Source organism: Arthrobacter zhaoguopingii (genome assembly GCF_009828595.1).
GTDB lineage: Bacteria > Actinomycetota > Actinomycetes > Actinomycetales > Micrococcaceae > Arthrobacter_D > Arthrobacter_D zhaoguopingii.
In genome coordinates, this window is sequence record NZ_WPNY01000003.1 from 328,907 (window position 1) to 342,335 (window position 13,429).

Here is a 13,429-nt window from a genome sequence, read left to right on the forward strand (position 1 = left end):
GAGCGACCGCGCTTCCTAGGAAACGCCGATCTCGGCGATACGCAGTCCCCAGGGGAACTGCGCCTGAATGTTCGAGAGCCGGGGCAGCTGGGTGAAGTTGACGATCACATAGCGCGCCGTGGCCGGTCCGTCGTCACCTTCCGGAACGGGCGTAGTGATGGACGGCCCGGTGAAGCCGCCCTGGGCGATCTGCTCCGCTCCCTCCAGGGTGGGGGCGTCGTTGAGCAGCACCGAGAAGTTTCCGCCGGTGCCGTTCAGCTGGTCAATCTTGACCTCTGAGATTGTCGATTCCTCTTCCAGTTCGACCACGAGGGCGAGGCTCTGCGCCAGTCCGCCGAAGACGTCATTCGCGTAGACATAGCTTCCCCAGAAGGTCGCCGGGTTATTGTCCACGGTCAGGGGTAGGTTCGCATCGTTCGGGGCGTCGAGGTTCTGGTTGCTGGGAACCAGCCGTGTCACGCCGGTGATGACCGGGGGAACCGTTTCAGCGGCGGGCTCGGCGGACTCGGTGGCAGCTCCGGAAGGCGGGGTGGTTTCCGCTCCCTGTGTTTCCCCACCGGTGGTCGTGGGGTCCTCATTGGCCGTGGGGTTGGACAGCCCGCCGATGGTGGTCGCGGCGAGGACCACGGCAATGATCAAAAGCAGCGACAGAACCGCTCCCACCAGGATGCGGGTGAACTTCCGGTTGCCTTCGGGGCGGTCGTCCTCGTACTCATCCCGCTCGTCGGCGTCCGCAGGAGGAGAGGCCGGGAAGCGGGAAGGAGCCCGCTCCGGCCGCCCGGCAGCAGCCGACGCTCCCAGGGCCGAGGCGCCGAGGGCGGCGCCGGCAGTCCTGCCCGGGCTCGATGCCTCAGGTTCACTGGGCAGGCGGGTCACTTTCGGGTTGGGATTCTCCTGCCGACGGGAGTCGCTGCCCGACGACCCGCGGGAAGGTCCGGGTGACCCAGCGGGTGGCATCGGCGGCGCGGGCGGAACCGGACGGGACGCCTTCGGGGTCGATTCGGTACCGACGGCACGCTGTTCGGCGGTCCCTGCACCACCGGCGGTCACCGGCTGGGCATCCTCCGCGGCGGCTCCCGCCGCCGGCCGCCCGAACTTCTTCGACAGGTTGGCAAATGGTGAGCGGCGTTCGGCGTGTTCCCTCTCCTCGTAGTGGTCCTCATCGTAGGTCTCCGGTTCGGTGGACCGTGCCACCCCGAAGATTTCCGAACCCAGGGTGTCGGTGAAGAACGGTTCGATGTACGGTGCGTCCTGCTGCACGATCAGGTCCAGCAGGTCCGCAGCGGAGGCCCGGTTGGTGACGAGGTAGGTACCCCCCTCGGTGATTCCCAGGTCGAGGACCTGGATCAATCCGGGACGCTCACCGGTTGCCACCTCGCGCGCACTGGCGGCCACCTGGCCGGCGTTGGCGGGCGAAGCGACAAGGATGCTGACGGGGCGGTTCAGGACCTGGTCCACGCCATCGAGCACAAGGTCCTTGTCAGCAGAAGCCAGCACATAGGCGGTGACTTTGTATCGGCCCCCTAGCACTGAACCGACGTCTACTGCTTCTGGCACGTGTTCCTCCCGCTGCAAGCTGGCTGATTTTTACCCATGCTACCGGTCGACCGCCTGTTCCCCGGGTTACGGCGTCAGTTCCCTCACCGCTTAAACCGGGCGAGCAGCGGGGAAAGGAATTCGCTGAGCTCGCTGACCTTCAGGGCCTTCAGCGCGGCGAGGTAAATCAGGGCCATCACCGTACCGCCGACAATGAGGACGGATGTCGAGTGCAGGACGGACTGCCAGACGAATCCGTCCGGCCGGTATGCGCCCGCCACCCAGAGAAGGGCCGAGCCGCCGAGCGCTGCGGCGATCCCGGCGAGGGTGAGCCGGACATGGACGTCGAAGATATGCCCGGCGCCGTAATGCCCGATGGTCCCCCGAAGGAAGAAGTGGGTTACGGCCACCGCCACCACATTGCCCACCGAGTACCCCACTGCGAGCATCGGCACGATCAGGTCCGGCCGGAAGGCACCCGCGGTGAGGGCGAGAGCGACTCCCAGCACCGAGAGGATCAGCTGGATCTTCAGCGGGGTGACGACGTCCTCCCGCGCGTAAAACACCCGGTTAAGGAAGAAGTTGGCGCTCAGGAACGGCGCGCCGAGGGCCAGGAGCGCGATGATCACCGCATTGATGGCGCCGCTCGCCTGGGATCCACCGCTGAAGAGCATTCCCAGCGGCACGGCCAGGGTGAGCAGTGCCGCGGCTCCGAACACCGTGGCCACCCCGATCGTGCGCAGCCCGCGCGAGAGGGTGTCCCTGAGCGCTGCGAGGTTGTTGTCGGCGTGCGCCGCTGCGAGCTGGTTGAACAGAACTGTGGCAAGGGAGACGGCGATGACCGAATGGGGAAGGACATAGACCAGCGAACCGATCTCAAGGTTCGCCAGACCCGCAATCGGCTGGGGTGGTGTGCGGTTGGCGTAGTCGGCGCGGGCCTCGGTGGCGATGGTGGCGACCCACTGGTTCACCAGGTACAGGCCGTTGCCGACGAGCATCGTGATGATGGTGACCGACGCGAGCTTTCCGGTCTGGCCGAAGCCGACGCCCCGCCACCCGAACCGGGGGCTCAGACCCAGTCCAAGCTTCCTCAGCGGGAGAAACAGCACAAGGGCCTGAACGACGACACCGAGGGTGGTGCCGCCGGCCAGCAGGAGGGTGTGGGTGAGCGTCCAGTTCTCCGGGGTGTGCCCGGCGGTGCTTTCCGGGTCCAGGACCACGATGAAGGCAGTGAGGAAGCCGATGGAGATGACATTGTTGACCACGGGCGCCCAGGTGTAGGGGCCGAACGAGCCGTTGGCGTTGAGCACCTGGCCGATGATGGCGTACAGGCCATAGAAGAAGATCTGCGGCAGGCACCAGTAGGCGAAGGTGGTCACCAGGGCCAGGCGCGCACCGGAGACATTGCTTACGAGGTCCGCGATGAACGGAGCCGCGAGCGTCGCCAGGACCGTCAGCACCAGCAGCCCGCACACCGCCAGGGTGATGAGGCGGCTGATGTAGTCCGCACCCCGGTCCTCCTTGCGGCTTGCCTTGATGATCTGCGGGACCAGGACGGCGTTGAAGACGCCGCCGGCGACCATCAGGTAGATAAAGTTCGGCAGATTGTTGGCCGCGGGAAACAGGTCGGAGACCTGGCCGAGAGTGCCGATTGCCGTGGCGAGCAGTGCTACGCGGATCAGGCCGAGAAACCTCGAGACAAGGGTTCCGGCGGCCATGATGGCGCTGGAGCGGGCGGTGGTGTCTTCTGCCGTGCCGCTGCCGCCGGATGCGGCGGCGCCGTCCCGTCCCGCAGCCGCGCCGTCAGAGTGGCGCTGGGTGGGCCCGGCCAGCACGCCGGCGTCCTGCACCGGGATCGAGGCTGTGTTGCTTTCGGACATTGAGAACGTTCGTCTCCTTGCGTGACGCGGTGCGTCAGAGGTAATTGGGCAGGACCTCGCGGGCCAGATCCGCGATGCGCCGTTCGTTGGGGAACGAGAGTTTCCGCCCCAGCTCGTCAAGGGGCACCCACGCGACGTCGACCGCCTCATGGTCGGGATCGTTCTCGATGGTCAGGTGTCCGCCGGTGGCGACGAGGAGGAAGTGGTGAACCGTCTTGTGCACCCGGTGTCCGCTGACAGTGAACCAGTAGTCGATGCTGCCCAGCGCGGTGACGATGTCGCCGCGGATACCGGTCTCTTCCTCGATCTCGCGGACCGCCGCCTGCTCGCTGTCTTCCTGGTTCTCGGGATGGCCCTTGGGTAGGCACCATTCCAGCCTGCCGCCGCGGTTCAGGCGCGCGATAATCGCGACATTCAGGGTCCCGCTGGTAGTGTCCACAACGATCCCGCCCGCAGACACCTCCTCCACCGTGGGCAGCTGGTGCTGCGGTGCAGGCGTGCCCGGGCTTCCCATTGACACTGTCAACGGGGTGCGTTTAGGTGCACTTGGAACGGGTCGGTCCATGCAGACCACTCTAACGATCTTTAACGGCAGGCAATGACGGCGGCAGGCCGGACGGGCCGGAACGGATGGGGCCGCCGGCGGGCCGGAGCGTGGGAGACAGAAGGCCCCGACATGGAATTTGGCCCCCGATCTGGCACGCTTAAGGGACTATGGTGCACCCGTTGGACAAATCGACCCTGACCACGCCGCTCCCGCCGGTCGTCACCGAGCTCGGAGAGCTCTTCAGCAAAGCCGGCTACGAGCTTTCACTGGTCGGGGGACCGGTCCGCGACCTTTTCCTGGGGCGGAGCTCCCCGGACCTCGACTTCACGACCAATGCCGATCCGGACCAGACCCTCGCCGTGATCCGCGGCTGGGCGGACGCCTACTGGGAGATCGGGCGGGCCTTCGGCACCATCGGACTGCGCCGCGGCTCCCACCAGATCGAAATCACCACCTACCGCGCCGACGCGTATGACCCGGGTTCAAGGAATCCGTCCGTGGCCTTCGGCTCGAACCTCGAGGAGGACCTGCTTCGGCGCGACTTCACCATTAACGCGATGGCCCTGACCCTTCCCGCGATGGAGCTCGTCGACCCCTTCGGCGGAGTGAAGGATCTGCACGCCGGCGTCCTTCGCACCCCGGGCGCGCCGTCGTCGTCATTCTCCGACGATCCGCTGAGGATGATGCGTGCGGCCCGCTTCGCCTCGCAGCTCGGAGTCAGCGTCGCCCCGGAGGTGGCCGAGGCGATGACGGCCATGGCGGAGCGGATCGGAATCATCTCGGCCGAACGGATTCGGGACGAACTCATCAAGCTGATCAACGGCCGCGCTCCCGGCCGGGGCATCGACATCCTCGTTGAGACCGGACTGGCCGACTATGTGCTTCCCGAGGTGTCCGCACTGCGGCTTGAGATCGATGAACATCACCGGCACAAGGACGTCTACCGGCACTCCCTCACCGTCCTCGAGCAGGCCTGCGCATCGGAGACCGACACCGCCGGCCCCGTTCCGGGACCCGACTTCGTGCTGCGCTTCGCTGCGCTGCTCCATGACATCGGGAAGCCGGCCACCCGGAAGTTTGGGCCCGGAAACGCCGTCAGCTTCCGCCACCACGACGCGGTGGGCGCGAAGCTGGCCGCCCGCCGAATGCGCGCGCTGCGCTTCGACAACGACACCATCAAGGCCGTGTCCCGCCTCGTGGAACTGCACATGCGGTTCTACGGCTATGGTGAGGCCGGCTGGACCGATTCGGCCGTGCGCCGTTATGTGACCGACGCGGGGCCGCTGCTGGAACGGCTCCACCGGCTGGTCCGCTCGGATGTGACAACGCGCAACCGGCGCCAGGTGGAACGGCTTGCCTTTGCCTACGACGACCTTGAGGCCCGCATCTCCGCTCTGGCCGAACAGGAAGAACTCGCCATGATCCGCCCCGACCTGGACGGCGCGCAGATCATGGCCCTCCTCGGGATCGCACCCGGCCCTGTGGTGGGGCGCGCCTACCGCTATCTTCTCGAGGAGCGCATGGAACACGGACCGTTGGACCCGGCAACCGCCGAGGCGCGGCTCCGCAGCTGGTGGTCGCACCAACCTGAATCAAAGGAGATACTATGAGTCCGCTCTCAGGGGCAGCCCAGCCCGATCCAACCCCCGCCGGCACCCCGCTGCCGCGGCTGTGGCTGCTCCGCCACGGCGAGACCGAGTGGTCCCGGGACGGAAACTACACGGGGCTCACCGACCTGCCCCTGACGCCCTTCGGCGAGGAGCAGGCGCTTGAGGCGAAGCGGCACCTCGCCGGCATCGACTTCGACCTGGTGATGAGCTCTCCGCTCCAGCGCGCCGTCCGGACCGCCGAGCTGGCCGGATTCCCCAGACCCGAGATCGTTCCGCACGCCCACGAATGGGATTACGGGGACAACGAGGGCCGCAACAGCGCCCAGGTGCGCCGGGAGAACCCCGACTACCTGATCTGGAAGGACGGCGCCCCCAACGGAGAGACCCTCGAGCAGGTTGCCGCGCGGGCCGACCGCATCATCTCGCGCGTCCAGGCCGGCTGCCACACCCCGGCGGACCAGGACCCCGATGCTTCGCCGGTGCAGAACGCCCTGCTGGTGGCACACGGACATTTCCTCCGCGTGGTGGCTGCCCGCTGGCTGGAGTTCGCTCCCGTGGAGGGACGGCGGTTCGTTCTGGGCACGGCGGCTGTCTGCTCCCTGGGCTGGGATAAGCACACCCCGGCCATCATTCAGTGGAATCTCTAGGGTGATATAAACCGAGAAATTTTTGAATTAATTAGTTCGAACCCTATGCCGGCGCCTCGGCATGGGGTAGATTGACTGTTGAGCCACTGATCCTCGAGGACAATCCCAGGGAGGATCAGTGCCAACGGTTCTATTAGTTATCTTTCGGACAGGAGGTAGGGATTGTGAATAACATGTCGAGCGGCCTTCTGACCCGCGGACCCAATCCGACCTTCGTCATCCGCGGCCACTAGCGGCCCTTGCGCCTGCGCGGCCCCCTTCCGGGGCAGCCCGACCCATCTGAACGGCAGCCTTCTTGACGCTGCCCCTCACGGGTTTTCTCGCGCTGCGGAATACCAGTGCTATCCCTTTAATTTCCCTTGTCGAAGGATAACCGTGCCCAAGTCCCAATCCCTTTATGACCAATTACCCTCGAATGTAGAAATGCCCAAAGCCGGACAATTCATTATGTCCGGGTCATTCACCGTCCTTCCCGCCGTGCCATCCGATGCGGTCAGCCGCATCTCCCACGGTGGACAGGACTCGACGGTCATGCCGGGCTTCCATCGGAAGCGGAAGGTGAAGCGTACGCTGAGGGCGCTCCGGCGGAATTTCGCCCGCTGGCAGCGGATCCAGGGCCCCGAAGCCGGATCCGCACGCGACAGTGCGGACCGCTTCCTCCTGCCCCAGCACTTGCTGAACATCCGGTGAGCACCGGCCTCCCGGCCGGAGGAATGTGGAGGCGCCCCGCGGCGTTGTATCGTTCAAGACGCTAGTCGCAAGCGGACCATGGGGAGAGGAGGAACGATGCCCCCCGTGAGACGTGTGTCGATGTTGTCCCTCCATACCTCCCCCCTTGAACAGCCGGGAGCCGGTGACGCCGGCGGCATGAACGTCTACGTGCGTTCCGTGGCGCTGGAGCTGGCGCGGGTGGGTGTCGAAGTCGACATCTTCACCCGGAGGGCGGGCGAGGAGCGGCCCTCCTGGGAAGAGATGGCGGACGGCGTCCGGGTGCATCACCTGGCCGCCGGTCCGCCCCACCGCATTCCGAAGGAAGCCCTTCCCCAGCTGACCGGGAGCTTCACGGCGGCCCTGACCGAAGTCGCAGGCGCCCTGGCCGGCGGCGGAGTCGACGTGCTTCACTCCCACTACTGGGTGTCCGGAACAGTGGGCCTGACCGTCGCCCGCAGGCTGAAACTGCCCCTCGTCCACTCAATGCACACCATGGCGAAGGTCAAGAACCTGAGGATGAAGAACCTTGGCACGGCGGAACCGCCGGTGCGGGTCAGTGGTGAGCAGGCCGTCGTCTCAGGCGCCGCACGCCTGATCGCGAACACCTCGACGGAGGCCTCGGAGCTTGAATCCCTCTACGGGGCGCACGCCGAGAGGATCGACGTGGTGGCCCCCGGCGTCGATCTCGAAACCTTCAATCCCGGCTCGCGTGAGGTCTCCCGGTCCCTGCTGCAGTTCCCCGAGCGTTCCTTCCATGTGGTGTTCGCGGGACGAATCCAGAAGCTCAAGGGACCGCAGGTGCTTGTGGCCGCGGTGCGCGAGCTCGTGGAGCGCCGACCCGACATCCCCCTGACCGTCAGCATCCTCGGCTCCCGCAGCGGCTCGGACGCCCTGAAGCTGCAGCCGCTGATCGATGACGCCGGGCTCCATGACATAGTGCGGCTGTATCCGCCGGTCAAGGCCGCCCAGCTCGCCCACTGGTTCCGTGCGGCCGACGTCGTCGTCATGCCCTCCTTCAGCGAATCCTTCGGACTTGTGGCGCTCGAGGCGCAGGCCTGCGGCACACCGGTCCTCGCCGCCAATGTGGGCGGGCTGCCCCAGGCCGTGAGCGACGGCCGGACGGGCCTGCTCGTTGAGGGCCACTCCGCCGGGGGGTGGTCGGCCGCCCTTGAAAAGCTGTTCGACGACACCGCCTACCGGGAGGCGCTCGGGCGCGGTGCCGCCGTGCACGCGCTTGCGTTTGGCTGGCAGCGCACCGCCCTGCTGACGGCCCAGAGCTACCGCACCGCCGTGGAGCGCTTCTCCTCCGTTGCGGCGCGGTGATCCGGCCGCCCTAGGATAGGACGGTGAACCGCGAAGAACTTGCAAGCTACCTCGATTCCGTCCGCATCACCGGGGAGGTGGCCACCCCGCGGGAGAACAACCTCGACCACATGCGCCGATTCCTCGACGGGAATGAGCACCTCGAGTTCGGCGTGCGCACCACGCGCCCCTGGACCTTCGACGAGGTCTTCACCCTGATGCACGAGAAGGTCGGGACCAGTGCCGACCCGTCCCACACCACCGGCCAGGACACCATCGACGCCGCCAAGTGCGTGGCCGCACTCGACCGATTCGCCGACCGGCTGGGCCGCTCGGTCCGGGCCGGGGAACGCATCCTCTTCGCCACGGGCCATCCCGGGGGTCTCCTTCCGGTCCACGCGGCCCTCGCGTCCGCCGCCGCACAGGCCGGCGCCGAGGTGATGGAGATCCCGCACGGAATCCGGTTCCGGGAGGGCGACGTCCGCCAGGTCCAGGGGGTCCTGGCCTGGCACCAGCACGGGAACCTGATGCACACCCACTACCCGCAGCCAATGCGCCTCGTGCTCGAGTCCCTCGCTGCCGCCGGCAGGCCGGGACCCGAGCTCGTGGTCGCTGACCACGGCTGGGCGGGAGAAGCCGCGGCCGCCGGCGTGCCGGCACTCGGATTCGCCGACTGCAACGACCCCGGCCTCTTCGTGTCCGAAGCCGAAGGCCAGCTCGAGGTGGCGGTCCCCCTCGACGACAATGTGCCGCCCGTCCTGTACGTGCCGCTGACGGAATATGTTCTGGAGCGGGCAGGGCTTGCCGGAGCGCCGGCACTGCGCTGATAGGTTGGCCCCATGAGCGACCTGGAGATTGCGCGCCGCGCGGCGATCCGACCCATCGAGGAAATTGCCGATGCGGCGGGGGTCCCGCGGGACGCCCTGGAGCCCTACGGCCGGTATAAGGCGAAGATCGATCCCACCCGCCTCGCGGATCGGCCCGGGCGCCCCGGTCGGGTCGTGCTGGTGAGCGCCATGAGCCCAACCCCCGCCGGCGAGGGGAAGTCGACCTGCACCGTGGGGCTCGCCGACTCCCTCGCCCGGGCCGGTCAGCACGTGATGATCGCCCTGCGGGAGCCTTCCCTCGGCCCGGTGCTTGGGATGAAGGGAGGCGCCGCCGGCGGCGGATACTCCCAGGTGCTGCCCATGGACGAGATCAACCTCCACTTCACCGGGGACTTCCACGCCATCACGTCGGCGAACAACGCGCTCGCGGCGCTCGTGGACAACTCAATCCATCAGGGCAACCCGCTGAACATCGACCCGCGGCGGGTCACCTTCCGGAGGGTCCTCGATATGAACGACCGGTCCCTGCGCAGCGTGGTGGTGGGCCTCGGCGGTCCGGCGGAAGGCACACCCCGCCAGGACGGCTTCGACATCACGGCCGCCTCCGAGATCATGGCGGTGTTCTGCCTGGCCACCGACCTCGCCGACCTGCGGGAGCGGCTCTCACGCATCACCTTCGGCTACTCCTACGACCGCAAGCCGCTCACCGTCGCCCAGCTGGGGGTCGAGGGGGCGCTGACCCTGCTGCTGAAGGACGCCTTCAAGCCGAACCTCGTCCAGACGATCGCCGGGACCCCCGCCCTGGTGCACGGCGGGCCGTTCGCCAATATCGCCCACGGCTGCAACTCCGTGGTCGCCACCCAGACCGCCCGGCGCCTGGCCGACATCGTCGTCACCGAGGCCGGTTTCGGGGCCGACCTGGGCGCCGAAAAGTTCCTCGACATCAAGGCCCGCGCGGCCGACGTCGCACCCGACGCCGTCGTGATCGTGGCCACCATCCGCGCATTGAAGATGCACGGCGGCGTGGACAAGGCGGACCTGGCTGGGCCGGATGCCGCGGCGCTCGAGGCCGGCACCGCCAACCTGCTGCGGCATGTACGCAATGTCGAAAAGTTCGGCTATTCCCCGGTCGTGGCGATCAACCGCTTCGCCACCGACAGCGACGCCGAGCTCGACTGGTTGCTGGGCTGGTGCGCCTCGCAGGGGATCGCCGCCGCCGTCGCCGATGTGTGGGGCCAGGGCGGCGGCGGACCCGGGGGAGACGATCTGGCCGCGGCCGTCCTGGCCGCCCTCGACCGCCCGACGGACTTCCGCCACCTGTACCCGCTGGATCAGCCGGTGGAGGAGAAGATCCGGACCATCGTGCAGGAGGTTTACGGGGCCGACAATGTCGACTTCTCGGTGCCCGCGCTGCGCCGGCTCGCCGAGATCGAGGCGAACGGCTGGGGCGGACTGCCGGTATGCATGGCCAAGACCCAGTACTCGTTCTCCGACGACGCAACCAGGCTCGGCGCACCCAGCGGGTTCACGGTGCACGTCCGGGACCTCATCCCAAGGACCGGCGCCGGCTTCATCATCGCCCTCACCGGAGCGATCATGACCATGCCGGGGCTGCCGAAGGTTCCCGGAGCCCTCGGAATGGACGTCGACGCCGACGGCAACGCGGTCGGGCTCTTCTAAGCCCCTGCCCGCCGACCGGACCCGATCGGCGGGCCTACCCGGACCCGCCCGGCGGTCGGCCGCGCTCAGGGGGCGGAAGCGGACCCGCCGGGCATCCTCCGGCCGAACCTTAAACGGTCCGGCCGCCTGCCTGAACCAGGAAGACGGCCGGGACCTGCCTTGGGGCGGAGCCTAACGCTCGATGTCGCCGCGGATGAAGGCCTCGACCTTCTCGTGGGCGATGTCATCCGCGTACTGCTCCGGCGGGGACTTCATGAAATAGCTCGACGCCGACAGGATCGGTCCGCCGATTCCCCGGTCGAGGGCGATCTTCGCCGCCCGGATGGCGTCGATGATGACACCGGCGGAGTTGGGGGAATCCCACACCTCGAGCTTGTACTCGAGTGACACCGGGGCGTCACCGAAGTTGCGGCCCTCGAGGCGGACGAACGCCCACTTCCGGTCGTCGAGCCAGGCCACATAGTCCGAGGGGCCGATGTGCACGTCGTCGGCGTGGAGTTCGGCCTTCACGTTCGAGGTGACGGCCTGGGTCTTGGAGATCTTCTTGGACTCCAGGCGGTCGCGCTCGAGCATGTTCTTGAAGTCCATGTTGCCGCCGACGTTCAGCTGGTACGTGCGGTCCAGGGTGACGCCGCGGTCTTCGAAGAGCTTCGCCATGACGCGGTGCGTGATCGTCGCACCGATCTGGCTCTTGATGTCGTCGCCGACGATCGGCACGCCAGCGGCGGTGAACTTGTCCGCCCATTGCTTGGTCCCCGCGATGAAGACGGGCAGGGCGTTGACGAAGGCCACGCCTGCGTCGATGGCGCACTGCGCGTAGTACTTCGCGGCGTGCTCCGAGCCCACCGGGAGGTAGCAGACGAGGACGTCGGCCTTGGTGGCCTTGAGTTGGCCAACAATGTCGACCGGTTCCTCATCGGATTCCACGATGGTTTCGCGGTAGTACTTGCCCAGGCCGTCGAGGGTGTGGCCGCGCTGCACGATCACGCCGGTCGGGGGGACGTCGGCGATCTTGATGGTGTTGTTCTCGCTGGCACCGATCGCTTCGGCGAGATCGTGGCCGACCTTCTTTCCGTCGACGTCGAAGGCCGCGACGAACTGCACGTCGCTGACGTGGTAGTCGCCGAACTTGACGTGCATCAGCCCGGGGACCTTGGCCGACGGATCAGCGTCCCGGTAGTAGTGAACGCCCTGTACAAGGGACGCGGCACAGTTACCTACGCCGATGATTGCCACCCGGATGGGGTTAGTTCCCACAGTTCTCCTCAAAAAGCCCGCTGAAGTGTAATTGGCCCGTTCAGCCCCGTAATGGAGGGTCGGGCAGAGAATGTCCAGTCTACGTCCATTTGGACGTATGCCGGTTGGACTCTATCAACCTTGCAGCCTCCCCGTTCACCGGGCACGGTTCCGGCGGGCGGCGGCTGGGTCGATGGCCACCGCCGCAGCCTGCCCAGGAGGCTCCAGGGCGGGCCCCGTCTATGCCGCTGACGCCTCGGGTAGGCTGGGGCGAGCACGGATTCCCAGCGAAAGAACCCACGTGAGCGCAGCTTCATTCCGATACGAAAAACTTGGCCCGGAGGACTTCGACCGGCTCGCCGGCGGGCACCCCGACGTGGTCGTTCCGCTTGAGCAGACCCCGGACTGGGCCGGGTTCGAAACCGCCCTGGGCCGCCGCCCCTACGGGATCTGGGCCTACTACGACGGCGAAACACCCGTTGCCGTTGCCAGCTACCTCCTCATCCAGCGGCGCCTGAGGACCTCCCTCGTGGTGGTCAACGGGCCCGTATGGTTCGCGGAACGGACGCCGGCCGCCGAACGCACCCTGATGACCACTGTTCTTTCGCAGTTCGCGGCGGATCCGGGGGTCGATCCGCTGTATATACGGATGCAGGTATCCACGCCGCAGCCGCCGGCGGAGGGCCCCCTGGAGCACGGCTGGTTCGAGCGGGAGATTGTTGTCGATCTCACGCCGGAGGAGAAGGACCTGTTCCGGAGCTTCAAGCCCAACGCCCGCAACAGCGTCCGCCGTGCCCAGAAATCCGGGGTAGAGGTTCGAAGTATTCCTCGCGAGCTATGGAGTGAGACTTTCCGGCAGGACCTTTTCCCGATCATGAGGGAGACCGCCGAACGCGACGGGTTCGAAAGTTTCGCGTCCGGCTACTACGAGACACTCCTGACCGAGCTGGGGGACTACCTCCGTCTGCTTGTCGCCTACCTCGACGGAAAGCCGGTGAGCTGGCTCATCACCAGCGAGTACCGGGGTGCCGCCGTTTACTACTTCGCCGGCAGCACGCAGCAGGCGCGCAAGATCTTCGCCCCCTACCTCCTGCTCTGGGAAGCCTTCCGGGAACTCAAGGCCGCGGGCAACCGCACCTGCGCCCTGACGGGCATCGTCAGCGAGAACTACCCGCAGCTCGCCAATGTCACCACCTTCAAGCGGAACTTCTCCAAGAATGTCGTCGTGGTGCCCACAACGTATGACCTCCCCCTGAGGCCGCTGCAGTACCGGACGCTCGCCGCGGCCCTCAACGCCCGGCGGAGCCTGCCGGGACAGGTGCGGGCCGCGCGGAGGGCGCTGGCTGCTGCGCGCGGCACCCTCGCCACCAGGTCCAGGCCGGCCACCGTCGTGCCCGCGCAGCCCGGCACTGACGCCCGGCCCGGCACTGACGCCCCTCCCGCCTGAGGAAAG

The 13,429-nt window shown here is 67.2% G+C and carries 11 protein-coding genes; 7 read left to right on the forward strand and 4 right to left on the reverse strand.

What is annotated here, in order from left to right:
• Positions 1-15: 15 nt before the first annotated feature.
• The 3 genes from GVV86_RS06195 to GVV86_RS06205 all read right to left on the reverse strand — a co-directional run bounded on the left by GVV86_RS06195 (position 16) and on the right by GVV86_RS06205 (position 3,981).
• A complete protein-coding gene (locus GVV86_RS06195; protein ID WP_159802060.1) occupies positions 16-1,557 on the reverse strand; it encodes an ABC transporter substrate-binding protein in 1,542 nt (513 codons plus the stop codon).
• An 83-nt stretch (positions 1,558-1,640) separates the two neighbouring features.
• The gene (murJ, locus tag GVV86_RS06200; protein WP_159802062.1) at positions 1,641-3,416 is read right to left on the reverse strand and encodes a murein biosynthesis integral membrane protein MurJ; all 1,776 of its coding nucleotides are present in this window, start codon (positions 3,414-3,416) and stop codon (positions 1,641-1,643) included.
• A 34-nt stretch (positions 3,417-3,450) separates the two neighbouring features.
• Positions 3,451-3,981 (reverse strand): NUDIX hydrolase, encoded by a 531-nt coding sequence (locus GVV86_RS06205; RefSeq protein ID WP_120165932.1) that lies wholly within the window; start codon positions 3,979-3,981, stop codon positions 3,451-3,453.
• Positions 3,982-4,130: 149 nt separating this feature from the next.
• Here GVV86_RS06205 and GVV86_RS06210 point away from each other — a divergent pair, with 149 nt between their 5' ends.
• The 6 genes from GVV86_RS06210 to GVV86_RS06235 all read left to right on the forward strand — a co-directional run bounded on the left by GVV86_RS06210 (position 4,131) and on the right by GVV86_RS06235 (position 10,740).
• Positions 4,131-5,573: a CCA tRNA nucleotidyltransferase gene (locus GVV86_RS06210; protein ID WP_159802064.1), complete on the forward strand. Its 1,443-nt coding sequence runs from the start codon at positions 4,131-4,133 to the stop codon at positions 5,571-5,573.
• Positions 5,570-6,220 (forward strand): histidine phosphatase family protein, encoded by a 651-nt coding sequence (locus GVV86_RS06215; protein WP_159617399.1) that lies wholly within the window; start codon positions 5,570-5,572, stop codon positions 6,218-6,220. Before GVV86_RS06210 ends, GVV86_RS06215 begins: the two co-directional genes overlap by 4 nt.
• Before the next feature lie 447 nt (positions 6,221-6,667).
• Positions 6,668-6,910: a hypothetical protein gene (locus GVV86_RS06220; protein WP_159802066.1), complete on the forward strand. Its 243-nt coding sequence runs from the start codon at positions 6,668-6,670 to the stop codon at positions 6,908-6,910.
• 96 nt (positions 6,911-7,006) lie between these two features.
• Positions 7,007-8,254 (forward strand): D-inositol-3-phosphate glycosyltransferase, encoded by a 1,248-nt coding sequence (mshA, locus tag GVV86_RS06225; protein WP_159802068.1) that lies wholly within the window; start codon positions 7,007-7,009, stop codon positions 8,252-8,254.
• Between the two features lie 23 nt (positions 8,255-8,277).
• Entirely contained in the window at positions 8,278-9,060 is a 783-nt protein-coding gene (locus tag GVV86_RS06230) for a phosphatase (protein ID WP_159802070.1), read from the forward strand.
• Between the two features lie 12 nt (positions 9,061-9,072).
• A complete protein-coding gene (locus GVV86_RS06235; protein ID WP_159802072.1) occupies positions 9,073-10,740 on the forward strand; it encodes a formate--tetrahydrofolate ligase in 1,668 nt (555 codons plus the stop codon).
• A 171-nt stretch (positions 10,741-10,911) separates the two neighbouring features.
• Here GVV86_RS06235 and GVV86_RS06240 read toward each other — a convergent pair whose 3' ends face one another.
• A complete protein-coding gene (locus GVV86_RS06240; RefSeq protein ID WP_159802074.1) occupies positions 10,912-11,997 on the reverse strand; it encodes an inositol-3-phosphate synthase in 1,086 nt (361 codons plus the stop codon).
• A gap of 280 nt (positions 11,998-12,277) precedes the next feature.
• On the opposite strand from GVV86_RS06240, the gene GVV86_RS06245 reads away from it, so the two are divergent.
• Positions 12,278-13,423 carry a lipid II:glycine glycyltransferase FemX gene (locus GVV86_RS06245; protein ID WP_159802076.1) on the forward strand — a complete coding sequence of 382 codons (1,146 nt, stop codon included), beginning with the start codon at positions 12,278-12,280 and terminating at the stop codon, positions 13,421-13,423.
• The last annotated feature ends 6 nt before the right edge of the window (positions 13,424-13,429 follow it).